Source organism: Bacteroides luhongzhouii (genome assembly GCF_009193295.2).
Classification (GTDB): Bacteria; Bacteroidota; Bacteroidia; order Bacteroidales; family Bacteroidaceae; genus Bacteroides; species Bacteroides luhongzhouii.
The window spans coordinates 3,387,619-3,412,363 of sequence record NZ_CP059973.1 but is presented as its reverse complement, the minus strand read 5'-3'; the positions used below and the strand labels follow the sequence as shown (position 1 = coordinate 3,412,363).

Genomic DNA, 24,745 nt, shown 5'->3' with positions numbered 1-24,745 from the left:
TTGCTAAGTGATTTTGTTAGTACTTTATTTTAGGTTCACAAAAATGTGAAACAGAGAAAGTATTAATAGCCGAGGAATTGGGGAAGGTGGTGCAACACTTTCCCCCTTTTCATCCCTCGTTTTGATGTCTATTTACTTTCATTTTATTCTACTTCCGTTGTGTTACATAGGCATTAAATTTTTAATCAGATTATTAATATATGGTTATTTCTCGCTGTGACACTATCTTATACTTAAATAAATCGGCACGGCTAATCGCTTTCAGAATAGTTTCAATCTGATCACTTTGCCGGAACTTACCGGAAATAATCTTACTCATCAGAGACGGGTCATCCACTGTAAAACTGATATCATACCATTGTTCCAATCTTTCCAGCACTTCACCTAAAGTCAACTCTTCAAAGTCATAGATTCCTTGTTCACGATATTGTTTGCCTCCAAAAGAAGAAGAAGACTTAATCAGTTTTCCATCTACCAAAGAGACTTTTTCATTAGGCAACAAATTGACTATTTCTTCGGGGTCATCATTAGAGCTTACTCTCACTTTACCTGAAAGCAGGTCAGTCTCAAACTTCTCACTACTACTATAAGCATATACGTTAAATTCCGTTCCAAGCACTCTTACATCATATTTCTTTGTCTGTACTGTAAAAGGTCGGGAAGCATCTTTTGTCACTGTGAAAAAACCTTCTCCATTCAACTCCACAGTACGCGCATCAGAAGAGAAAACAGAAGGCCATTTCAAAGTAGAAAGAGAACTAAGCCATGCTTCACTGCCATCCGGCAGAATTAAATGCACCCGTTGTCCCTTCGGAACTGTAATCTCCGTAAAAGAAGGAGTCTCCGAACCAACAAACATGTACCAGGCAAGCATCCATGTCAGAGCAATCATAGCAGCAGCCGAAGCCGCATAACGTATGATTTGAAATACTCGTTTTCGTTTTAGCTTTTTCTCCTGACGACTCATTAATGCTTCCAGATTTCGTTCTCCTTTCAAAGAATCATCTTCTCTAGGTAATAACCCGGACAGACCAACGATATTCTGCATTTCTGCAAATTCCCGCTTCATCGTTTCATCTTTTTCCAATTTCTGAAAAAGTTCCCGTTTTTCCTCTTCGGTCAATTCTCCGAAAAAGTATTTATCCCATTTCTCGTCCATCATATTGCACACTTTTAATAAGAAGACACAGTAACTTGAATTTACCACCAAAAGAAAATGAAAAAAATCAGAGAAAAATAAAAAGAGAATAAATATAGATTATAGAAAGGAGGAGTTCGCCATTCTCAATAAATGAGCAGAGGGAGTATTTTAGATTCCAAATAAAAGCAATAAAGGCATGCAATGGCGTAATTCTTCACGGAGTTTTTTTAATGCAATAGCCATTTGTCCTTCCACCGTATTCTGCGAAATACCAAGCGATTCAGCTATTTCACGGTATTTCATTCCTTTTAGTTTGCTCATAACAAATATTTCCCGGCAACGTTCCGGCAAATTGTTAATAGCACGGTAGATATGTTTTTCTACTTCATCTATTGACATTTGAGTGTCATCGAGTAATTGCAAACTGTAGAGCTTCAATTTAAATTCCTGCTCTATAATATCAGAAAGTGGTTGTCTGCGGTCTACCACAGAAAGTTGTGAACGAAGGAAATTCAGACAGCGGTGCTTGACAGCGGAAAAAAGATATGCATCGGGGTGTTGAAGCTCCTGAAGAATTTCTTTGCGCTCCCACAAATAAAGAAAGAAATCTTGCACTATATTCTCTGCATCTCCCATAGCCCCCACATAAAGAGAAGCAAAACGCACTAAACGGGCATAATAAGAAACATAAAGCTTAGAAAAAAGCTTTTGCGCCGTTTTAGAGTCGGAAGAATTTAAAGAATGTATCATAAATCTCGTATTAGCTCCACAAAGGTAACAAAAGAAATAGCAAAGACAAAGCCTATTAATAAATTCCTATAATAGGACCGATACAGATCAAGTCCTTCCGGATTCTTTCTGTATCGGTCAATAAAAAGGAACTAAAACCTCCTGAAACTATTTGGAATAAGAATAGGGTAAATCTGTCGGTTGGGTACCTCGCCGCAAATTCGGCACACTATCCATCGACAGAGTTAGTTCGCCACCTTGCTTCAGTTCATCATGCGTTAAATAGTTGTGGGTGTATTCTTTCCCATTCAACAAAGCTTTCTTTATATAGGGACGATCCGCCGCATTATCTTTTGCCGAAACGACAAAAGTCTTACCTTCAGGAAGGTGAAGGGTTACTTTGTTAAATAACGGAGAGCCTACCGCATATTCAGGCATTCCAGGGCAAACCGGATAAAAGCCCATTGCAGAAAACACATACCAAGCTGATGTTTGTCCGTTATCTTCATCTCCACAATAACCTTTGCTTCCGGAGTTGTAAAGTTTATCCATCACCTCCCGAAGATGATACTGCGCCTTCCAAGGCTGACCGATATAATCATACAAATAAATGCCATGCTGTATCGGCTGATTACCATGTGCGTATTGCCCCATATTTAAAGCAACCATTTCAGCTATTTCGTGGATAACAAAACCATAAGTTCCATAATTGTAAGTGTTCGGGGCTACAAACATAGAGTCAAGACGAGCACTCATCGGTTCATGTCCACCCATCAATTGCGACAGACCTTCCGGGTCGTGGAATACACTCCATGTCCAATGCCAGGAGCTTCCTTCAGTAAAAGGACCTCCCCATTCCGTCGCATCAAAGTTATCACGCCATTCGCCTTTAGCATTTTTCGTCCACATAAAGCCATGTTCCGGATAATAAAGATTACGGTAGTTTTGGGCTTTCTGATAATATTTGTCTGCAATATCTTGTTTGCCCAATGATTCGGCAAAACGGGCTATACACCAGTCTGCATAGGCATATTCTAATGTTTTGGCTGTAGCTTCAGGTATTTCCGGATAAGGTACATAACCAAGTTTGTCATAATATTCAAAACCATCACGCCCAACAGAAGCAATTTCTGCATGACGGGCTTGTGTCTGATGAATCATTGCTTCCAGTGCTTTCTCCGCATCTACTGTCCGAATACCTTTCATCCATGCATCTACCAATAAAGATATAGAATTATTACCAATCATACAACCGCGGTGACCGGGACTAGCCCACTCCGGCATAAAGCCACTTTCATTGTAAGCATTAATAATAGATTGAGTGACACGCTCCGAAACTTCCGGATAAAGTAACGTGAATAATGGATGAACCGCACGGAACGTATCCCAGAAACCATTATCAGTATACATATAACCATCATGTACATTACCGTCATAAGGACTATAATAAACAGGATTTCCCTGTGAATCAAATTCATAGAATTCACGCGGAAAGAGTAATGTCCGATACAAACAGGAATAGAAAGTACGAAGTTGTTCGTCCGTCCCTCCTTCTGCGTCTACACGTCCCAAGTAGGTATTCCACTGCTCACGGGCTTTGTTACTGACGAGTTTCACATCGGCATCAGCAACTTCACGATTAAAATTAATGACGGCCTGTTCAGGACTGATAAAAGAAGAAGCTGTGCGTATAGTCAACTTTTCCCCTGCCGGAACATCAAATTTCAGATATGCACAAGTATAATCGGCTGCAACATCAGTTTGATGATGCAACAAAGTATCTCCATTGTACGTGCCGTATTCTATGACAGGATGACTAAATTCCATCATAAAATAATTAGCGAAGCTATCGGGTACACCTCCATTATTATAACGTGACGCTCCCTTTACCCTTCGTTTTTCCGGATCAATCGTTATTGAACTCCCCCCACTGTAAGCATCCACTACTACATACTGACCTTGCTTCTCGGGGAAAGAAACTTCCAATACAGCTCCACGGGAAGTAGCTGAAAGAGAGGTTTGCAAACCATTCTTGAACGTGACACTGTAGTTGTAAGGAGTCGCCTTCTCCTGTTCATGAGAGAAAGGGACCTGACGCTCTTTATGACTCATTTTGAGTTCCCCGGCAAGTGGCATTATGGAGAATGTACCATAGTCATTTATCCAGGGACTGGGTTGATGCGTTTGTCTGAAACCTCGCATCAGGCTGTCAGTATACATATACATCCATCCGCTACCATTCTCTCCCGTCTGCGGACTCCAGAAATTCATTCCCCAAGGCACCGCTACGGCAGGATAAGTATTACCGTGCGAAAATGCAAAAGTAGACTCGGTACCCATCAGAGGATTCACGTAGTCTACGAACTCTACAGCCTTCTTTGACTGCTGGCACGAAGTGAGCAGAAAAGGAAGACAAATTGATAAGAAAAACAATCTTGTAACCATGATCTATTGTTGTTTGCTTAAGTTTCACAAGCTTTCCACATGACTGCCATTTTATACTAAAAAGGAAAAGCTATGCAAAAAGCTTGTGAAAACCAGATTAATTAAAATACTTCAGTCAGATACTTCTTGGTCTGTTCCGGACGCTGGCTCATGCGTAAACGCCATACCAGTTCCTGCATATTTACCACTTCAAAAGTATCATTCAGATGTCCTGCACAGAGTTTAGCCGCTCCAGCTCCACGGATATCACCGGATTGGTTCTCTATCAACGGATCTTCTGTTTTTCCATGATCTGAGAAATTACTCCATGCGTGTACACATACTACAGAAAAACTTTCCTGTTGTGCTTCCTGTTTCAACTTTCCGGCAATATATGCAGGGGTTCCTTCACGTTCTGTGTTCCGGTTACCGAAATTCCATAAAGAATATTTCACTGTAATAACCGGAATATCATAGCCCGCCTTATTTGTTACCCAGATAACATCTCCTTCACCACCTGCGTAAGGGCTATACTGAAGTGCCACGATACCTTCCAACTGATCATTCGCATCTACATAAGCCTGAAATGCTTCTTTAGCAGCTTCAGATTTCACATTCATAGCCATCACTCCCAAAAGTTTCACGCGGTGTTGACGCATATGAGCGGACAAACGTTCGGCTACAACTTTCAGATTCTTCGCCCGATCGCCATTCTCGCTATAGTTGTCTACATAATAGTAACCACCTCCCAACATTTCCAAAATAGAACAATTTGGTTTTTGCTGGCTCAACAGATTATCAAATTGTGCCGGTGCCATCATTGGAAGTACCGAAGCTGCCATACCATACGTCATTCGTACTTCTTCCGATTCTGGCGCATTATAAAAATCTTTGAAGTCATTCATCATCCATTGTATGTTGTCACCATCTGAAAGGAAAAAGGAAACGAAATTCTTTTTCTTTGTATAATCAAGAAACTGCGGATTCTTAACATGTGCCAATGTAGATTTTTGTCGTTGAGAATAGAGTAAAGAAGTCAACGAATGATTGTAACTCCAGTCACAAGGAATCATTGGATGTCCGCTCTTGGAAACCAAATCAACAAAAGCATCTTCGCTCACTCCTTGTTCCCATCCAAAAACAGGAGCATTCGGTTCCAACCATGCTAAAATTTCTTTCAGCAATGCTGTATTTTGTCCGCCAAGCGAACTGCCCTGACGCTTATTGAGGTTGAGCACGAAAAACTCGTTCTTGATGGCAAACTCACGCAACTCACCGGTCTGAACGGGCATGATTACCAACGCTTTATTGCTACACTTATCTTTGAACTCAGCCCATGCTTGAGCAGTAGTTTTGCTTCTTGCATCATACTTCATGGTGTATCCGGCTTCTTCATAATATTCTTTATCACGAACATCTACGATTATTGAATTATAAACATGAGAAGCTACGGAAGCTACCACTCCACTCTCCGGATTATTCTCAATATCCGTTAAAACATATCCATCGAACATTCCTTTTAACTGAATAGTTACTCCATCAGATGGGCCATAATCATTACGCGCCAGCTCCAATCCGCTCTGCCTTCCCTGTTCATGAATACCCATATCTTTAAGCGCTTGTTCGGAGAGTTTATAAGAGTCACTGCCACCGTGATCGTGCAGCCATACGGCTATTTCGCTTTTTCCCTGTTCCACGGCACGGTTGGTCAATCCTGCCAATGACTGGCACAGCAGGTGATACTGCAATCCGCGCATCTTATCCGTCTGCCCCAATTCGTTGCGACTGCCTACCGTCACTACTTCCACACAGTTCCAGTATTTTTTCGGCTTCACTTTCATTTCGGGCATATAGTATTGCCCTACATTACTGATCGGGTCATAGGCATCTGCATAAAGGGACGTGTTATTTTCTTCATTCAACCCCTGATTGATTTCCGGTGATTCGTACACTTCACAGCTAGCCATCGTAAGGCTCAACAGCAGTGCGGCACCACATATAGTTGTTTTCATCATTAATTCTTTCATTTGTTAGTTAACTATTAATCAATAACCTTCATTCTGCGATAATCCGTCTACCTTATTCCGTTCATCTTGTGGAATGGGACGTACCAAATGATTTTCATTCAAATTATCATATTTCACCACAAACGGATTGTACACAGGTACGCGCGTCAATAATGTTTGAGTACGTTTCAGATCAAACCAACGATCGTGTTCTCCCATTAATTCGCGAGCACGCTCATCCATAATAACGTTTATATCCAGATCCGTCAATTTCATTGCCTCATAAGCAGCCGCATCTTTAGCAGCACGTTTACGTATACTGTTGATACGCTCCAAAGCTAGTTTTTTGTTTCCGGCACCCAGATAAGCTTCAGCACACAAAAGGTAAGTATCTCCCAAACGGAAAATGACATCTTCACGAGAACCGCCTTCCCCCCACTGTATCTTAGTATCACTAAACTTCTGTACCATCGGCATACGGTCTGAAGCCGTTTCCAATACAGGAAGTGCTGTAGATTGCGGATACCACACATATTCATCATCTTGCTTGAATGGATAAAACTTCTTCGCATTATTACTCATGCCCGATTTATCGTTCCAACGGGGAAAATAGATTCCTAACTTGCCATAATCAGCATTATCAGGGTTGTTTATGTAATATTCACGTTTGAAAGTCACATCATAACGAGTATCTGCTTCCGGATCTGTATAAAGTTCATGCGCTTTGGGATTCACCCAGTATTTACGGGAAATATTAGAATAATCGTTCTGGTTCTTGATAAACAAATCCGGTTCCAATGCAACAATATTAAATCCAAATTGTGCCTGTTGCGGATTTCCGCTACCCCGATAATTCTTATCCAGTCCATACTGAATAGCCCAGATCACTTCTGAATTGGCCTGATTGTTTTCATCAAACAAAGCTGCATAATTTTCCTGCAAGGCATAACCTGAAGCCGGATTCTCTACCAACAAATCGAAGGTCATTGCCGCATTAGAAAAATCATCCGCTTCGGCAAACGATTTATAAGCGCGTGTCAGATACATTTTTCCTAAGAAGTGTATTACCGCTGCATTAGTTACCTTTCCGGCCGAAATAGTGGTCATATCCAGTTTATCTTTTATATCATTTAATTCGGTAATGATAAAAGTATAGATAGCCTGTTCACCGGTACGCTCCGCCTGCTGGATAACATTTGTGTTCTCTTCGGTGAGCAAAGGCACAGGACCGAATGTTTCTACCAAATAGTAGTAAGCCATCGCCCGGAAGAAACGGGCTTGTGCAGTCAGCGAAGTATAATCGCTTCCTGCAATATCCGGCGTACAGCGATTCAACAGAATATTGCTTTCCTGCACAATCTTATAGAGAACTTTCCAGTAATCGCCTACGATGGGAGCTGTTGAATTAAAAGTCTTGTCATAACCGTTAAACATACGCTCTGCCGGTTCTTCCGAAATTGCCATATAGATATCTGTTCCATAATACTGCAACTCACCCGTGTTAAAGACATCACGATAACGTGCATTAATATCAGTTAACAACTTCCGCTGCCCTTCTTTGGTATTATAGAAATCATCTGTCACTGCCGAAGGGTTATAACTATCCAGAAAATCAGAGCAACCACTTAGCAAACATATTGCCAACAGTGCTAAATATTTAATTTGTTTTTTTACTCGTTTCATAAGGTTTCAAGTATTTAGAAGGTTAAATTCACTCCAAAAGTAAAGGTCATCGGATAGAGCGATAATGATTTGTATACATCTTCACCAATCGTTTCCGGATCCGGGCCGAGATAGTCGGTAAATGTAAACGGATTCTGAACATTGATGTAAGCACGCGCATTTTTCATTTTCATTTTCTTCATCCATGTTTCCGGAAGGGTATAACCTAAGGTGATATTCTGTATTTTCAGGAATGAACCGGAAATCTTACCTAATACCTGAGTATGATAGGATTGTGCGCCGATTTGTTGGTACTCGTTACTACGATTCTCCGGAGTCCAGTAGTTTACATTTAATTTATTCCAATGTTCATTATCCCATGCAGTAAACATATAAGTGAAGTCATCATTATAAATACCACCGATACGAGCATACATATAGAAAGATAAATCCCAATTCTTGTAGGCAAAGGTATTGGTCATACCTGCTGTCCAATCGGGCGACGGAGTACCGAGTACTTTATAGTCGCGCTCATCAATTACATAATTATCATCCAAATCAGCTACACGAATATGTCCCGGCACCTGCCCATATTTAGCTGCCAGTTCCTTATCTTCTATTTGCCAGATTCCAACCTTTTCTAAATCATAAATCACTTTCATCGGTTGACCGATAAACCAGCGGTTGGCTAAATCATCCTTTTTATCACCATATAGATCTACAATCTTGTTACGGTTTAGAGAGAAAGTCAGGTTTGTTTTCCAAGTAAAGTCTTTAGTAGAAATATTTACTGTGTTCAAACCTATTTCTACACCTTTATTGGATGATGTTCCCACATTTTCAAGAATAGAGCCATAACCATTAAGGCTACCTACCGAACGGGCGAAAATCAAATCCTTGGTAGTACGGTTATAAACATCAATTGTACCATTAATTCGATTATTCAGGAAACCGAAGTCAATACCATAATTCCATTCTGAGGTCATTTCCCAACGAAGATTTTTGTTACCTTTCCGGTCACCTAATCCAAACGCATTTTCACCTTTTCCCCCATAGATATAGTGTGCCAGATCCAGCTTTGTCCAAGTAATATCATGGTCGATGCTATTGTTTCCCGATCTACCCCAGCTAACACGAAGTTTCAAACTATTCAGCCAGTCTACATCTTTCAGGAAGTTCTCATTTTTCATCTGCCAACCAATAGCAGCCGATGGCATAAATCCCCATTGATTACCGGTAGCCAAACGGGAAGTTCCATCGTAGCGTCCTGTTATAGTAAACAAGTAACGATCCAGCAATGTGTAATTAGCACGTCCCATGAAAGAAAGCATGGATGATTCCCAATAGTAGCTTTTTACATCACGGATTTCTTCAGCAGTCTCAATTGCATGCCAGTCCGAATTATAAGGCAAACCATCTCCCCGCATTTCTGAACCTTTATGAGTTTCCTTCTGCGCACTATATAAACCGATAACATTCAAACGATGGATATTCTTCCAGGTTTTATCATAAGTAATGATATTATCCCACACCCAGTTCATATTCCGTCCTTCCTTCCGGTAAGCTTCCGGTGCATTAAGTCCTCCTTTGGCTTGTGTCATTGTACCTACCCATTCTCCATAAACATCCGAATCGTACTGAACGGCAATCTGTGACTTAAAGCTCAATCCTTTTATCGGTTGATATTCCAGATAACCGGAGAAGTTAGTATAATTAGCTTCCTTCTCTCTCTTATTGTTTTCTATCTGAACAAACGGATTGATCTTACTGGAAGTCGGTTGGCAATTAAACAAGTAGCTTCCATCCTTATCATAAGGACTTACTGTCGGTGGTAGGAAGTATGCATTAACCAATGCATCATTCGCTCCTTCATTGGTATTATTCAAAGAAACATAGCTATTAACACCAGTCTTGAACTTATCTGAGAAACGATATTCTAACCCTATATTAGCTGTGATACGTTCAAAACTTTCATCACCTATCATACCATCATCTTTCAAATATCCCAAGCCAAAAGAAAAAGACAGTTTGTCCGTACCTCCAGTGGTGGAAATAGAGTGACTGGTAGTCAATGCATTCTGCGATAATTCGCGCAACCAATCATAATATTCGCCATACTTAATACGACGTTTCTCGTCATCTGTCAGAAAATCCGGACGGCTTAATGAAGCATCCCCATATTTTTTCTTCCACAAAGCGGTACGATAGTCTACATATTCCAAACCGTTACCCATATTACCAATCATTTCAGGAATACGGGTAGGTGTCTTGAAACCGACATATCCCGAATAATCAATATTAAATCCCTGACGTTTGTTAGCTCCTTTAGTAGTGATAATCACAACACCGTTTGCACCACGAGAACCATAGATAGCACTGGAAGATGCGTCTTTCAATATGTCGATAGATTCAATATCGGCAGAGTTCAAATGACGCATTCCTGTTTGAGAAGGTACACCGTCAATCACGTACAAAGGTTCATTTGAGAAATTGAACGAGTTAATACCGCGAATTTCTATTTTTGTATCCGAACCGGGACGATTGGATGTCTTATTCACAAGCACACCTCCTACACGTCCGTTCAGTGTTTCTGTGACATCAGTAGTTACCAGTTTGCTTAATTCTTTGCTAGTCACAGATTGAATAGAACCGGTCAAATCTTTCTTTTCTACTGTTCCATAACCAATTACAACTACTTCGTTCAACTGTTTGGAGTCGTCTTTCAACTGAATAGTAAGATTTGTCTGATTTTGATTTACAGTCAGTTCCTGCGTCACATATCCTATAAAAGAAATAGCTATCGTTTTTCCTTTCGGAACCTGAATATTAAAGTTACCATCTAAATCGGTTACCGTACCGGTAGACATTCCTACTACCTGAACACTAGCCCCGGGAAGTGGTTCTTTTAATGCGTCCACCACTACACCCTTCACAGTAAGCATTTGCTGTGCTTGTACACTTCCCCACCCGCATAACACAAGAAGCAGGAAAAAGAAAGATCTTATTTTTATTATATTATTTTTCATACTTTCCATCTGTATATTTAAGGTTAGTTCTCAACTTTAAACCACTTGTAGTTACCTACAATTTTTGCAACATGTTTTCCTGTCTTATCAGGGATATTGGTTACATCTTCAGCCACCGTTGTAAAATCCCATGCACACACCAGTCCGCTTTCTGTCCCCGTCACATCCGAGTTCATCAATGATTTTATTTCATCAGCTGATTTTGCAGTACTCCACATACGGAACTTCTTAATGAATCCGGTCATACAACGTGAGTTATCAGTCGGTTCCTGAAATGCCCACATATTTTGGTTACGGGTGTTAGGCATATAGTTTTGTAATACTCCAGCATCATTCTTCACATCATTGGTCTTACTAAAGAATAATTCGCCATTAACATACATCTTCAACTGACCTTCCGAAAGAGTACTGTTCCATACCGTCACAACATGATTCCACTTACCGAAATTATCAGGATATGCACGTCCTTCTTCCAATACGCGACCTTCCTGTGGTCCCATACCGATAGTTGTACGAAGATTAGAACCTAAAAAGTTGATCATCCATCCCTCGTTCGGTTGATTTCCGTCAAAAGTGGAAAGGAAACTACCAATTCCCGACTCAAAGAAGCCGGCATCATATTTCATCCAGCTTTCAACCGTGAATGTGTTGCCACCACCATAGGCCGGATCTGAGCCAAATTCAATACGCCCCTTTCCATCAATACCGAATATTTTCAGTTCAGCGGGAGTACCCGGTTGTAATGTTTGTTGATAAGAATCCTGAAATTCGGCAATAGCTTTTTCAGCCGCGATACAGTAGTTATCTATTTCATACTGTAATACAAAGTATCCTGCCATACCTTTAGAGATACCGATTTGTAATTCTTCAACAGCCTTTTGTAAGTTTTGAGCATTTGCCAAAGGAAAAGTTCCGTCACTTGTACCAATCTTTGCGGTATCAAGCATGTTCGTCATGTCAGTCAGATGTGCATACATGCATTCAAGTGCAACGGGCCGCACCGAATCGCCATTATCGCTCTTGCACGAGCTGATACACCAAACCAACAAACCGAATAAACAAAGTTTCATTAAGAATCTTGTTCTCATACGTATTAGGTTTTAAATAAAACAATAAGTGAATAACATCGCTGCAAACATAATGTAGCGAGGTTAAGCAACTTATTAGTGGTGGGTTAATAGCGGATTAATAAGTGAATAATTATCATTAACCAACTAGCTTTTTATCGATGAAAAGGGGGATTTTTACTCATTAGTTCTACATATGAAATTGAATACTCTTCATTCATCATTTGTTTATACTCACGAACAAACAAAGAATATTGAAGAATTGCCTCTTGTGACGAACCCGTATTATTAAGTGCATGCATACAATATGCCAATGCCAACTCATTAACCGGATCTACCCGGAAAAGCACATTGCAAAAACGAATGACAGCATCATACTTATGTTCCTGATACAAACGTTCAATTTCCAAGGGTAAAAAGGAAGACAAGAATTCTTCTATCTTTTGTTTGAAATGATCCATCATTCCGACATCCAAACCATCAAGAAATTTGCCACGCATCAGTAAAACGCCTAATTCATTTTCCACCTCTTCAACATTCTTCAAAGTACGGAAGCGGAAATAATCACAGTAACAGTCTGTAAATACCAATCTGAAATATCCTTTATCATATACAAGTTCCACTCCATCCAGTGCGGTCAGATTCTTGCGTATTTGATTAATCGTTACTCCTTTCAGATTTTTAACTTTATCGTCAGGCTTATCAGACCAAAATACTTCATTTAATGAAGCAGACAGGACGCCATTATGGGTGCTATGAAGCAATATATAAATGAAAACCTGCCGTAAACGGGAACTGAACAAATGTGTAATATCCCGCCCATTCCGGTCAATCACTGTAAAGGGTCCAAATAAATAAACGGCATTCGGACGAACGATTGATGATTCAAAATCTTTTTTAGAGAAAGTTTCTTTTCCAGATATGAGGATATTCGGTTTCCTTTTCTCGGCTGATGACACGGACGATTGTACCGGAATCACATCAGCCTGTCTCCTTCGCCTCCTTCGGACAATCAAATAACCTCCCAAAAACAATATAACTCCTACTATTATCCATAACCAGCGAATATCAAAAGAAGACTTTGAATTGTAAGAGCGGACTTCATCCAAAGAAACTGGAGGAGCAGACAACACATAGGTCCGAATCACTGTATGCCCCTTTTTATCAAATTCTGTAGTCGTGCAATAATATTCATGCGTCAGTGAATTATAATAAAGGTTAGCATTCGTCATAATTTCTTCCGAACGCATCGGAATTGAATCTCCCAGGATTTTTATAGTTCCATCATCAATAGTCAAACGATAAAGCTGTAAATAGGTTTCTGAAAGATATTCGGGATAACACAAGGCGTAGATATATTTTTCATCAGGCGTTAGTATCATATCTCGAGCCACAACCCAGCGATACTCCGGAGTTTTCTGCCACAAACGTTGAACAGACTGTTGTTTTCTGTCAAGCAAATAAAGATCATGGAGATAATTTCGACCTACGCTCTGTTCACCAGATTCATTTCCCATTCCTCCAAAGATATAGACGTGTTCTCGATTTTTATTTACTGCCATGCCGGAAAAATAACGAGGAATAATCGGGTCACCGGAATATGAAAGGGTATCCCATCGGTCAGCTTCAATATCATATTCCAAAAATGTATTATTAAAACGTTTATTTCCAAAACCGCCAAAAACAAGATATTTCCCAACTGTTTCATCCCAAAAACCATCATGATGATGTAGCTGTACTGGTAAAGCTGCTATTCCAGTCTGCCTCCACTTCCGTTTACCCAGGTCAAGAGCTGCCACAGTAGCATCTCCTAACGGCAGGTTATTCAATTCATAAACATAAAGTTTGCCATCCGTCGTATTCATGAAATGAGTAGCTAACTGCATTTTAACAGGAAGCTTATTGGCATAAGAATATTTTTGTAGCTGACGTTTCAACAGATTAAAAGTAAGGAGTGAATCCTGACTAAAAAGAATCAACCTTTGACTGTCCGGTTCAAAAGTAATCCCAGAAGGAGTCTGGAAAGAATATTCAAAAAGTTTATCCCAATGATATGAACCGTTAATGAGCCACACAGGATTTACAACCGTACCCAACACATCTCCAGTAGAAGTATGTACTTCTTCTCCTTCATTCTCATTCAGTGGAAATATATACGAATATTTTTTATCACCCTCTAGTTTCAAATTACGGATAGCAAAGGTGGGCATATCCAAAATATAGTCATAACGTCCAAAAAACAAATGCGGACAAAAAGTATCTTTCAATCCTAAAGAAGTGATTTTCTTTTCATAATCTCCGATACGAATTGTTAGCAAGTCGTGTTGTAAATCGAATGTAAAAGAGACAGGGATCCACTGATAAGCTAATGCATCATTCCGCAGATTCAAAGAATAATGATTTTCCTTCCCATCAGTATTAAATTTAAATGTACTATTTTCACTATCCAGATATGTATATGTAAAGCTATATTTGGTTTTCCCCCGATTTTCCTTTAGTAAAAACACATATCCAAAAGTATCAAAATCACGAATGGAAAGTTCGAAACTTAACTGAAAGTTTTTTGTAAAACAGGGTATCTTCTCTTCCTGAAATATCTGAAGAGAAGTTCTTTCTTTGATTTGTTTATCATTAGCCTGAAATAACAATCCTTGCGAATAAGCAGACAAGGTCATTCCAGTTAAAAGGTATAAGAGGCGGAGCCTACGTCGTATCATAGTCTTTCGATTTGTTATCACAAATATACAGTATTATTTTAAATAACCACACTAAGCAAATCAAAAGAATCAATACAAGACATGAATTATGTAAATTATAATCGCATCCCCAAATAAACACCTATTAAATAAGGTATAAGCCAAATGCACCAAACCACAATACTGAAACGATTAAAATGCCTCTTTTCTATAGGTGTTCCCTTCACATAGGTCCATATCGCCCATAAAGCATGTACAAACATCAGAAGAATAGCAATTACCCCTGTCACCGTATGCATTTCGTCATGCAGATGAGTCAGTTCGGCAATATGCTCCATCAGGCTTGTGCCAACTGTATCGGCCAGCAACCCGAGAAGAAAGAAAATGATATGCCAAAACTTTAATTTCCTTTGAAGACGTTCTCCCCAAACACCTATCGTATAAAACACAAGCGCAGATGAAATAACACAAATTGCCGCTATTAAATAATGTATATCTATCTGATTTAGTTCCATAAATTTTCATTTTCTAATAACAACAAAGCACAAGATAGATAGTTCTCCCGGTCTCAATCTTTCACAAATGCAATCCCGACTTTACAAACGACGAAAAAACGTAAACAGATTTGTTCCTTTTCACAAAAAAGTAATAAAAGGCGATTTGCAGAAACAAATAAATCGACTACCTTTGTGGGCGATTTAGAGAATCGTGACTACGTATTTTTAATTATATCACTAAAAAAAGAGCTAATTATGACTTATTCACACGAAGTGGAACACATGTGTGTTGTAAAGAAGGGTCCTAACCACGGACCGGCTCCCATACCCGAAGAAGGCAAATGGGTAAAATCTAAAGAAATCGTTGATATTTCTGGTTTGACACACGGTATCGGTTGGTGCGCTCCTCAACAAGGTGCTTGTAAACTGACACTGAACGTTAAAGAAGGTATCATTCAGGAAGCTTTAGTTGAAACTATCGGATGTTCCGGTATGACTCACTCTGCAGCTATGGCTGCTGAAATTCTTCCGGGAAAAACGATCCTTGAAGCATTGAACACTGACCTTGTTTGCGACGCCATCAACACAGCAATGCGCGAACTTTTCTTGCAAATCGTATACGGACGTACTCAATCAGCTTTCTCTGAAGGTGGTTTGATTATCGGCGCAGGTTTGGAAGACTTGGGTAAAGGTCTGCGTAGCCAGGTAGGTACTCTTTATGGTACTTTGGCTAAAGGTCCTCGTTACCTTGAAATGGCAGAAGGTTATATCAAACAAATCTTCTTGGACAAGAACGACGAAATCTGCGGATACGAATTCGTACACATGGGTAAGTTCATGGACGAAATCAAGAAAGGTACTGATGCTAACGAAGCTTTGAAGAAAGTTACAGGTACTTATGGACGCGTAACAGCAGAACAGGGAGCAGTTAAATCTATTGATCCACGTCACGAATAATATAAGGAGGAAAGAAACTATGATTAGAGAAGTAAAATTCGAAAGCCAAGACCGTCGTATCAAAGGTATCATTGAAGCCTTGAACACTAACGGCATCAAAGACATCGAAGAAGCTAACGCTATCTGCGAAGCTGCCGGACTTGATCCTTATAAAACGTGTGAAGAAACTCAGCCTATCTGTTTTGAAAACGCAAAATGGGCTTATGTAGTAGGTACTGCTATTGCTCTTAAGAAAAACTGCACAAATGCTGCTGAAGCTGCTGAAGCTATCGGTATCGGTCTGCAAGCATTCTGCATCCCGGGCTCTGTAGCTGACGACCGTAAGGTTGGTATCGGCCATGGTAACCTCGCTGCTATGTTGCTACGCGAAGAAACTAAATGTTTCGCTTTCCTGGCAGGTCACGAATCTTTCGCTGCTGCTGAAGGTGCTATCAAAATCGCTGCCAAAGCAGACAAAGTACGTAAAGAACCGTTGCGTTGTATCTTGAACGGTCTTGGAAAAGACGCTGCTCAGATCATCTCCCGTATCAACGGCTTTACATACGTTCAGACTCAATTTGATTACTTTACAGGTGAACTGAAAGTTGTTCGCGAAATCGCTTACTCTGACGGTCCTCGTGCAAAAGTAAAATGTTATGGTGCTGACGACGTTCGCGAAGGTGTAGCTATCATGTGGAAAGAAGGTGTAGACGTATCTATCACAGGTAACTCTACTAACCCGACTCGTTTCCAACATCCAGTTGCAGGTACTTACAAGAAAGAACGTGTTCTTGCTGGCAAACCATATTTCTCTGTAGCTTCCGGTGGTGGTACAGGCCGTACTCTTCACCCGGATAACATGGCTGCAGGTCCTGCTTCATACGGTATGACAGACACAATGGGTCGTATGCACTCAGACGCTCAGTTCGCTGGTTCTTCATCAGTTCCTGCTCACGTAGAAATGATGGGATTCTTGGGAATTGGTAACAACCCGATGGTAGGTTGTACAGTAGCTTGTGCTGTAGACGTAGCTCAGGCTTTGAGTAAGTAATTTATTACTTCATATACAAGGAGAGTGCTTAATACAGCACTCTCCTATTTTTTTTAAACAAAAACTTTTGGAATAGCGTTTCCATTCTATATTTATTATAAGACATCGTGGCCCATTATTATTATCTAAAAAGCCATAGATTGCAAAAAGCATTTCTTGAAATATGTTCTTTATCCATTTATTTATGATATTAGATTAAGAACTCAATCCTAACGAAAGATCCATTTGAGAACTATTATATAACTTCGATTGTTTATATAACAGATACTAAACATTATACAACAATGCTACTCACATTCTTAAATACACTCGCCACTATCATCAGTGTCATCAGTCTACTGATTGTGACCTATGGTGTGCTCGTTGGTTTTGTAGCCTTCCTGCGCAATGAGATAAAACGGTTCAACGGAACTTATACTATTAATAATATCCGGCAGCTTAGGGCGGATTTCGGCAGTTATCTCTTACTGGGACTGGAATTTCTAATCGCATCCGACATACTGAAAACTGTAGTTGATCCTACTTTGGATGAACTGGCGATCTTGGGTGGAGTTGTTGTAGTAAGAACTGTACTTTCTGTGTTTTTGAATAAAGAGATTAAAGAACTGGCAGAAGATGGTTCATCTAAGGAAATAAAGGAAGTATAAGAAAGGTCAGCATTACTAAGTTTCTCCAAAGCTGCATGTTTTTATTACCGGATATCTCTATTTTTGGCTACCTTTGCAAAAGAAAATACCTACGCATATACTGCAAAGAATAGAAACACGTCAAAAATATGGGAATAATACACTTGTCTATTGAACTTACACTCGATCTGATAGCTTTAATCATAGGCATCATTCTTATCATACGCGCCAAAGACAATTATCCGAAATTATATTGGGGAATATCACGATGTCAACATCATCAACAAATTAATCATATACTAAGATAAACAAAATATGAATATTGATAATTGCAATCACATCAACGTTGAAAAAGATCAAGAAAAAACATCTTCTTATATACTACAATAACCGGAAACTTACAACTAATCCATTTAGAACAGATTGGCTATTTCCGATATAACTCCAAAAGCAAACTATGGGAAGCTGTATTAAATAACAATCATATCTTAGCACTAAAAAGAAATACAAACTCACAAAAAATATTGAGTCTGCATCCCTATCTGATCCAAATTAGCCAGTCATACATTATCAATATAGGCTATCTGGCTTCGATTGAAGACAACAGTTGCATATTGCTGCCTCCATTTAACGAGATGGAACTTTTACAAGTAAGCAATTCTTTTATGAAGAAGCTAAAAGAAAAATATCCATGCATCTAATTGTATATAGCTCACCTCTATGCAACTCCAAGCAGTTCCACTTCAAATATCAATGTTGAGTAAGCAGGAATAGAATCAAACGATTTAATACCGTATCCCATTGCATAAGGTATATAGATTACCCATTTATCTCCAACGTGCATTCTCTGAAGTGCTACCTGCCACCCTTCTATTACATCACTAAGACGTAAGGCATCGGGACAAGTACGTTCATAAGAATTATCAAATACCCGGCCATCAATCAGACTTCCTTTATAATGCACGGTAACGATACTCCGCGCACCCGGAGAAATCGTACCTTCGCCAGTCTCCAAAACTTTGTAATAAATTCCACACGGCAACGCAAAAACGCCTTCCTGAAAAGACAGGTTTTTCAGAAATCGCCGATTGGCCTCTTTGTATTCTTTCTTTTTCCCCATAAATAAATTGATTAAGAACTTGCAAAAATAATCAGAATAACAAAGGATTTAGCATAAAAACTGTATATTTGTTTGTTGAACTATAAAAAAACTCATCGCTATGGGACTAACAAAGACTACACGTAGCATTAGTGCTACCGGACTACTCCTACTTATCATGATGACTGTGGGCCTATATTCATGCACACGTACTCAAAAAGACATCATTCCTTCTGCCGATTATGCACCGTATGTAAATGCGTATACGGGAGGAGTTATTTCACAGAATTCCACCATACGCATAGAGTTGACTCATGACCAACCTATGGTGGATCTGAACAGTGAGTTAAAAAACAATCCGTTCAGCTTTTCCCCTTCATTAAAAGGAAAAGCATATTGGGTAAGCAACAACACCATTGAGTTTGTGCCAGAAGAAGGAACATTGAAACCGGGAACGCTCTACGAAGGAACTTTCCGGCTTGGAGACTTCATCGAAGTGGACAAAAAACTAAAAGAGTTCAACTTCTCATTCCGTGTGCAGGAACGTAACTTCACTTTGCAGTTGGAGTCGTTACCAATTACAGCTACCCAACCGGATGAAATAAATATTAAAGGAGAAATACGCTTCAGCGATGTAGTGAAAAAAAAGGAAGTGGAAAAGATGCTGACTGCCAGCGATGGCAAGAAGAGTTATCCGGTAGAAGTCACCGCGACAGACAACCTTACCCGGTATCAGTTTAGCATCAGACAAATACCCAGAGAAGCAGATGATTACCCATTGACCATTACAGCCAATGGTAACCCGGCTGGCATCGACCGCAAACAAAGCGAAGAAGTGCTGATACCGGCTAAGGATTGCTTCCGTTTTATGTCTGCCGAACGCATTGAACAACCGGAAAACGGAATTGAGATTGTTTTCTCCGCTCCTTTATCCACTACCCAGGATTTAAAAGGACTGATTGAGATTCCGGAAGTCTCTTCATCTGTCTTCCAAATCAGTGAGAACAGAGTCTTCATCTATTTTGAAGCAAACACACAGAACAAACTGACGTTGAATATCCATGAAGGGGTCAAAGACAGTCAAGGTAAAGCGCTGGGGACTTCTCATACAATTTCGTTCAGTGAAGTAAGTCTGAAACCACAGGTAGAAATGTCTACCTCCGCCGCTATCCTGCCCGATTCGAAAAGTCTGATTATTCCTTTCAGGGCAGTCAATCTATATGCTGTGGATTTGAGCGTGATCCGCGTCTTCGAGAATAATGTATTGATGTTTATGCAAACCAATTCGCTCGCCTCGGCCAATGAACTACGCCGCTCGGGAAGACTGGTTTACAAAAAAACATTGTGGCTTGCCAAAGATGCTTCCAAAGACATTCATCATTGGGGGGATTACTCAATAGATCTTGCCGGGTTGATTCATCAGGAGCCGGGTGCCATATACCGTGTCATACTTTCATTCCGTCAGGAATACTCCGCTTATCCTTGTGGGGGAAGCGAGAATCAGAATATAAAATTCGCCGGCAGTAACACATCCGACGGACTGACCAAAGTAAGCGGAAGTGTCTTGTCTGAAGAAGATGAAGCCATCTGGAATACGCCCGAAGCTTACTATTATTACAACGGAGGAACAATGGATTGGAGCGTATATCGATGGACAGAACGCGACAATCCTTGTCATCCATCTTATTATATGAATTCAGACCGTATAGCCGCCTGTAATGTATTTGCTTCCAACCTGGGAATGATTGTAAAACGGAATTCACTGAACAAACTATGGATTGCCGTAAGCAATATTTTGGACACCAAACCGATAGGGAAAGCACAAGTAACAGCATATAACTTCCAGTTACAGCCCATAGGAAAGGGAGAAACTAATGGAGATGGATTCGTTGAAATCACTCCGAAGGGCGTGCCTTTCATTATCGTGGCGGAATCGGAAAAGCAAAAGGCGTATGTCCGTGTCGTAGACGGTGAAGAACAGTCTGTCAGTAGATTCGACGTGGGAGGAAAAGATATTCAAAAGGGATTGAAAGGATTCATATATGGCGAAAGAGGGGTATGGCGACCGGGAGACACGCTGCACATCTCCTTTATATTGGAGGACCGCGAAAAGAGAATCCCCGACAAGCATCCCGTAGCACTGGAAATATACAATCCGAGAGGACAGTTCTACACCAAAATGATTTCAACGCAAGGAATGAACGGATTTTATACATTCGACGTTCCGACACAGGCAACAGATCCGACCGGACTCTGGAATGCATATATTAAGGTAGGTGGAACCACCTTCCACAAAGGGTTGCGCATCGAAACCATAAAGCCCAACCGCTTGAAAATAAACCTGATATTGCCGAAGGTTATTCAAGCTACGGACAAAGATGTCTACGCCCCACTCACTTCAACCTGGTTGACAGGAGCCACTGCCTCCAGATTGAAAGCTAAAATAGAAATGTCTTTATCTAAAGTGAATACACAGTTTAAGAATTACGGACAATATATCTTCAATAATCCGGCTACGGATTTCACGACTATCAAAACAGATGTATTTGACGGTACACTGGATGCGGAAGGAAAAGCCAGCGTCACACTGAAAGTTCCGACCGCAACCGAAGCACCGGGTATGTTGAATGCAACATTCACTACCCGTGTATTCGAACCGGGAGGAGATGCCAGCATCTACACTCAAACAATCCCGTTCTCGCCATTCACATCTTACGTCGGTATCAACCTGAACCAGCCGAAAGGCAAATATATTGAAACGGACAAAGACCACGTATTTGACATCGTGACTGTAAACACGCAGGGACAGTTAGTGAACCGTACTAATCTGGAATACAAGATATACCGCATCGGCTGGAGCTGGTGGTGGGAGAACAGTGGTGAATCTTTTGGTACATACATCAACAACAGTTCCATCACACCTGTTGCCAGCGGCAACTTACAGACAAGAGGCGGAAAAACATCCTTCAAGTTCCGCGTCGATTATCCGTCGTGGGGACGATATTTGGTTTATGTGAAAGACAAAGAGAGTGGACATGCCACCGGAGGAACTGTTTATGTAGACTGGCCGGAATGGCGCGGACGTTCGAGCAAAACAGATCCCAGCGGCATCAAGATGCTTGCTTTCTCTCTGAACAAAGATTCTTATGAAATTGGAGAGACAGCCACAGCCATTATTCCTGCGGCAGCGGGAGGACGTGCACTGGTATCCATCGAAAACGGTTCGACTGTACTACATCAAGAATGGATAGAAGTCTCCAACGGAGGAGATACGAAGTATACATTCAAGATTACACCGGAGATGACTCCGAACGTATATTTGCATATCAGTCTGTTACAACCTCATGCGCAAACAGTCAACGACCTGCCTATCCGTATGTACGGTGTTGTTCCGGTATTTGTCACTAACAGTAAGACAGTGCTGCAACCGCAGATACAGATGCCGGAAGTGTTACGCCCGGAAACCAACTTCAACGTAACCGTCAGCGAAAAGAGCGGTAAACCGATGACTTATACATTGGCGATTGTAGACGACGGTTTATTGGATCTTACCAACTTCAAGACCCCGGACCCATGGAATGATTTCTATTCACGCGAAGCGCTTGGCATCCGGACATGGGATATGTATGATAATGTATTGGGAGCTTCTTCCGGAAGCTACAGTTCGCTTTTCAGCACAGGGGGAGACGCTACGTTGAAACCTGCCGATGCTAAAGCAAACCGTTTTAAACCAGTAGTCAAGTTTATAGGCCCTTTCTATCTGGGAAAAGGAAAGAGCCAGACGCATACATTGAAACTTCCGATGTATGTAGGTTCGGTACGTGCCATGGTGGTTGCCGGACAGGACGGTGCTTATGGCAATGCGGAAAAGACTGCCTTCGTACGGACTCCATTGATGATGTTGTCTACTTTGCCCCGCGTGCTTAGTATTCAGGAAGAAATTACCGTTCCGGTCAATATCTTTGCGATGGAGAATCAAGTGAAGAATGTGACTGTATCCCTTCAGGCATCCGGTGGAGGAGTACAGATTGTAGGAGCTAACCAACAATCGCTCAAATTCACCCAACCGGGAGACCAGCTTGTCTTCTTTACCTTAAAAACAGGCAGCAAAACCGGAAAGGCTACGATCCACCTGACAGCAAATGGCGGCGGACAACAAACCAAAGAAACCATTGAAATAGACGTACGCAATCCGAATCCAATAGTTACCCTGCGCAACAGTCAATGGATAGAAGCCGGGCAAAGCAAAGAATTGTCATACAACCTAAGTAGTTCTTCTGCAAACAATCAGATCAAGCTGGAAGTATCCCGCATACCTTCGGTAGATATCAGCCGTCGGTTCGACTTCTTATACAATTATCAGCATCATTGCACGGAACAGTTGACTTCCAAGGCCCTGCCTCTTCTGTTTGTCGCTCAATTCAAAACGATAGATAAGACGGAAGCCGAAAAGATAAAGACGAATGTACAGGAAGCCATCCGGCAGATTTATGGTCGCCAGCTCCCCAACGGTGGATTTGTATATTGGCCGGGCAATGCTGTTGCTGACGAATGGATCAGTTCTTATGCAGGAATGTTCCTGACGCTGGCACAAGAAAAAGGATATGCCGTTCATGCGAACGTACTGAACAAGTGGAAGCGCTTCCAACGTGCTGCCGCACAAAACTGGCGTATGCCGCAGGAGGCAAGTGGCTGGCAGCAATGGCAGTCGGAATTGCAACAGGCCTTCCGTTTATATACCCTTGCATTGGCAGGAGTACCGGAATATGGAGCTATGAACCGAATGAAAGAACAGACCGGATTATCTATTCAAGCCAAATGGAGACTGGCAGCCGCCTATGCACTGACCGGAAAGATGAAACCGGCTGAAGAACTTGTGTATAATGTAGAAACAACGGTGAACCCTTACTCTTCCATGAATCAGATTTATGGATCTTCCGACCGTGATGAAGCAATGATTTTGGAAACACTCATCCTGATGAACCGGGAACGGGATGCTTTGCGACAAGCGAAAGTCGTTTCTAAAAATCTGTCACAAGAGGATTGGTTCAGTACACAATCTACCGCTTTTGCTCTGATGGCAATGGGACGTCTGGCAGAAAAGTTATCAGGCACACTGGATTTTGTGTGGTCATGGAATGACAAACAGCAACCGGCTGTAAAATCAGCCAAAGCTGTATTTGAAAAAGAGATCGCTACCACTCCAAAATCCGGCACTGTTTCTGTGAAGAATCAAGGAAAGGGAGCGCTTAGCGTAGACCTTATCACACGTACGCAGTTACTAAACGATACGTTACCGGCTATCAGCGATAACCTCCGCATGGATATAAGATATGCCAACCTGAACGGTACGCCGCTCTCTGTCAATGACATCATACAGGGAACTGATTTTATGGCTATCACCTCGATATCCAATATCAGCGGTACTTCCGATTACACTAATCTGGCACTGACGCATATCATACCGTCCGGTTGGGAAATATACAATGAAAGAATGGTTGCTCCCGAAACGGAAAACGTAGCACCCGACGGCTCCGGTAAATCAGTCAGCAAGTACAGCTATCAGGATATACGCGATGACAGGGTGTTGACCTATTTCAATCTGCGCCGTGGTGAAACGAAGGTATTCACTGTCAGGTTACAAGCCACCTATGCAGGTAACTTTATTCTCCCTGCCGTTCAATGTGAAGCGATGTATGATGTAAACGTACAGGCAAGAAGCAAAGCAGGAAGAACCACTGTCAGTCGATAATTTTAGGCACGGATTACACGGATTTCACGGTTC

The 24,745-nt window shown here is 41.1% G+C and carries 14 protein-coding genes and 2 pseudogenes; 6 read left to right on the top strand and 10 right to left on the bottom strand.

From position 1 onward, the window contains the following. Positions 1-193: 193 nt before the first annotated feature. The 9 genes from GD631_RS12445 to GD631_RS12405 form a co-directional block, all read right to left on the bottom strand. Positions 194-1,162 (bottom strand): FecR domain-containing protein, encoded by a 969-nt coding sequence (locus GD631_RS12445; RefSeq protein ID WP_143257286.1) that lies wholly within the window; start codon positions 1,160-1,162, stop codon positions 194-196. Between the two features lie 147 nt (positions 1,163-1,309). Continuing rightward, complete coding sequence (locus GD631_RS12440; RefSeq protein ID WP_143257285.1) at positions 1,310-1,891, bottom strand: RNA polymerase sigma-70 factor; 582 nt, start codon at positions 1,889-1,891, stop codon at positions 1,310-1,312. 147 nt (positions 1,892-2,038) lie between these two features. After that, on the bottom strand, positions 2,039-4,315 hold the full coding sequence (locus GD631_RS12435) for a GH92 family glycosyl hydrolase (RefSeq protein WP_143257284.1): 2,277 nt from the start codon (positions 4,313-4,315) through the stop codon (positions 2,039-2,041). A 101-nt stretch (positions 4,316-4,416) separates the two neighbouring features. Next, entirely contained in the window at positions 4,417-6,321 is a 1,905-nt protein-coding gene (locus GD631_RS12430; protein WP_143257283.1) for a GxGYxYP domain-containing protein, read from the bottom strand. A gap of 18 nt (positions 6,322-6,339) precedes the next feature. Beyond that, entirely contained in the window at positions 6,340-7,983 is a 1,644-nt protein-coding gene (locus GD631_RS12425) for a RagB/SusD family nutrient uptake outer membrane protein (RefSeq protein WP_143257282.1), read from the bottom strand. 14 nt (positions 7,984-7,997) lie between these two features. Beyond that, complete coding sequence (locus GD631_RS12420; RefSeq protein ID WP_143257281.1) at positions 7,998-10,988, bottom strand: SusC/RagA family TonB-linked outer membrane protein; 2,991 nt, start codon at positions 10,986-10,988, stop codon at positions 7,998-8,000. Between the two features lie 23 nt (positions 10,989-11,011). After that, on the bottom strand, positions 11,012-12,076 hold the full coding sequence (locus GD631_RS12415) for a LamG domain-containing protein (RefSeq protein WP_185911456.1): 1,065 nt from the start codon (positions 12,074-12,076) through the stop codon (positions 11,012-11,014). 134 nt (positions 12,077-12,210) lie between these two features. Further along, positions 12,211-14,772 carry a Kelch repeat-containing protein gene (locus GD631_RS12410; protein WP_143257280.1) on the bottom strand — a complete coding sequence of 854 codons (2,562 nt, stop codon included), beginning with the start codon at positions 14,770-14,772 and terminating at the stop codon, positions 12,211-12,213. A gap of 95 nt (positions 14,773-14,867) precedes the next feature. Next, positions 14,868-15,266, bottom strand: a complete 399-nt coding sequence (locus GD631_RS12405; protein ID WP_143257279.1) for an HsmA family protein — start codon at positions 15,264-15,266, stop codon at positions 14,868-14,870. A gap of 237 nt (positions 15,267-15,503) precedes the next feature. Between GD631_RS12405 and GD631_RS12400 the strand changes: the two genes are divergently transcribed. The 5 genes and pseudogenes from GD631_RS12400 (at position 15,504) to GD631_RS12385 (ending at position 18,562) form a co-directional block, all read left to right on the top strand. Next, positions 15,504-16,205 (top strand): iron-sulfur cluster assembly scaffold protein, encoded by a 702-nt coding sequence (locus GD631_RS12400; RefSeq protein WP_007759112.1) that lies wholly within the window; start codon positions 15,504-15,506, stop codon positions 16,203-16,205. Between the two features lie 19 nt (positions 16,206-16,224). Further along, a complete protein-coding gene (locus GD631_RS12395) occupies positions 16,225-17,235 on the top strand; it encodes a GGGtGRT protein (protein WP_143257278.1) in 1,011 nt (336 codons plus the stop codon). Between the two features lie 284 nt (positions 17,236-17,519). Next, entirely contained in the window at positions 17,520-17,882 is a 363-nt protein-coding gene (locus tag GD631_RS12390; protein ID WP_143257277.1) for a DUF1622 domain-containing protein, read from the top strand. A gap of 128 nt (positions 17,883-18,010) precedes the next feature. Beyond that, positions 18,011-18,124 (top strand): annotated as a pseudogene (locus GD631_RS22340) (AraC family transcriptional regulator); the annotation flags it as partial. Positions 18,125-18,176: 52 nt separating this feature from the next. Further along, a pseudogene (locus GD631_RS12385) lies at positions 18,177-18,562 on the top strand (LytTR family transcriptional regulator DNA-binding domain-containing protein). Between the two features lie 17 nt (positions 18,563-18,579). Here the strand turns inward: GD631_RS12385 and bamJ are convergent. Continuing rightward, positions 18,580-18,981 (bottom strand): BamJ family beta-barrel-assembly machinery protein, encoded by a 402-nt coding sequence (gene bamJ / locus GD631_RS12380; RefSeq protein WP_143257276.1) that lies wholly within the window; start codon positions 18,979-18,981, stop codon positions 18,580-18,582. Positions 18,982-19,081: 100 nt separating this feature from the next. Between bamJ and GD631_RS12375 the strand changes: the two genes are divergently transcribed. After that, positions 19,082-24,712 (top strand): alpha-2-macroglobulin family protein, encoded by a 5,631-nt coding sequence (locus GD631_RS12375; RefSeq protein WP_143257275.1) that lies wholly within the window; start codon positions 19,082-19,084, stop codon positions 24,710-24,712. The last annotated feature ends 33 nt before the right edge of the window (positions 24,713-24,745 follow it).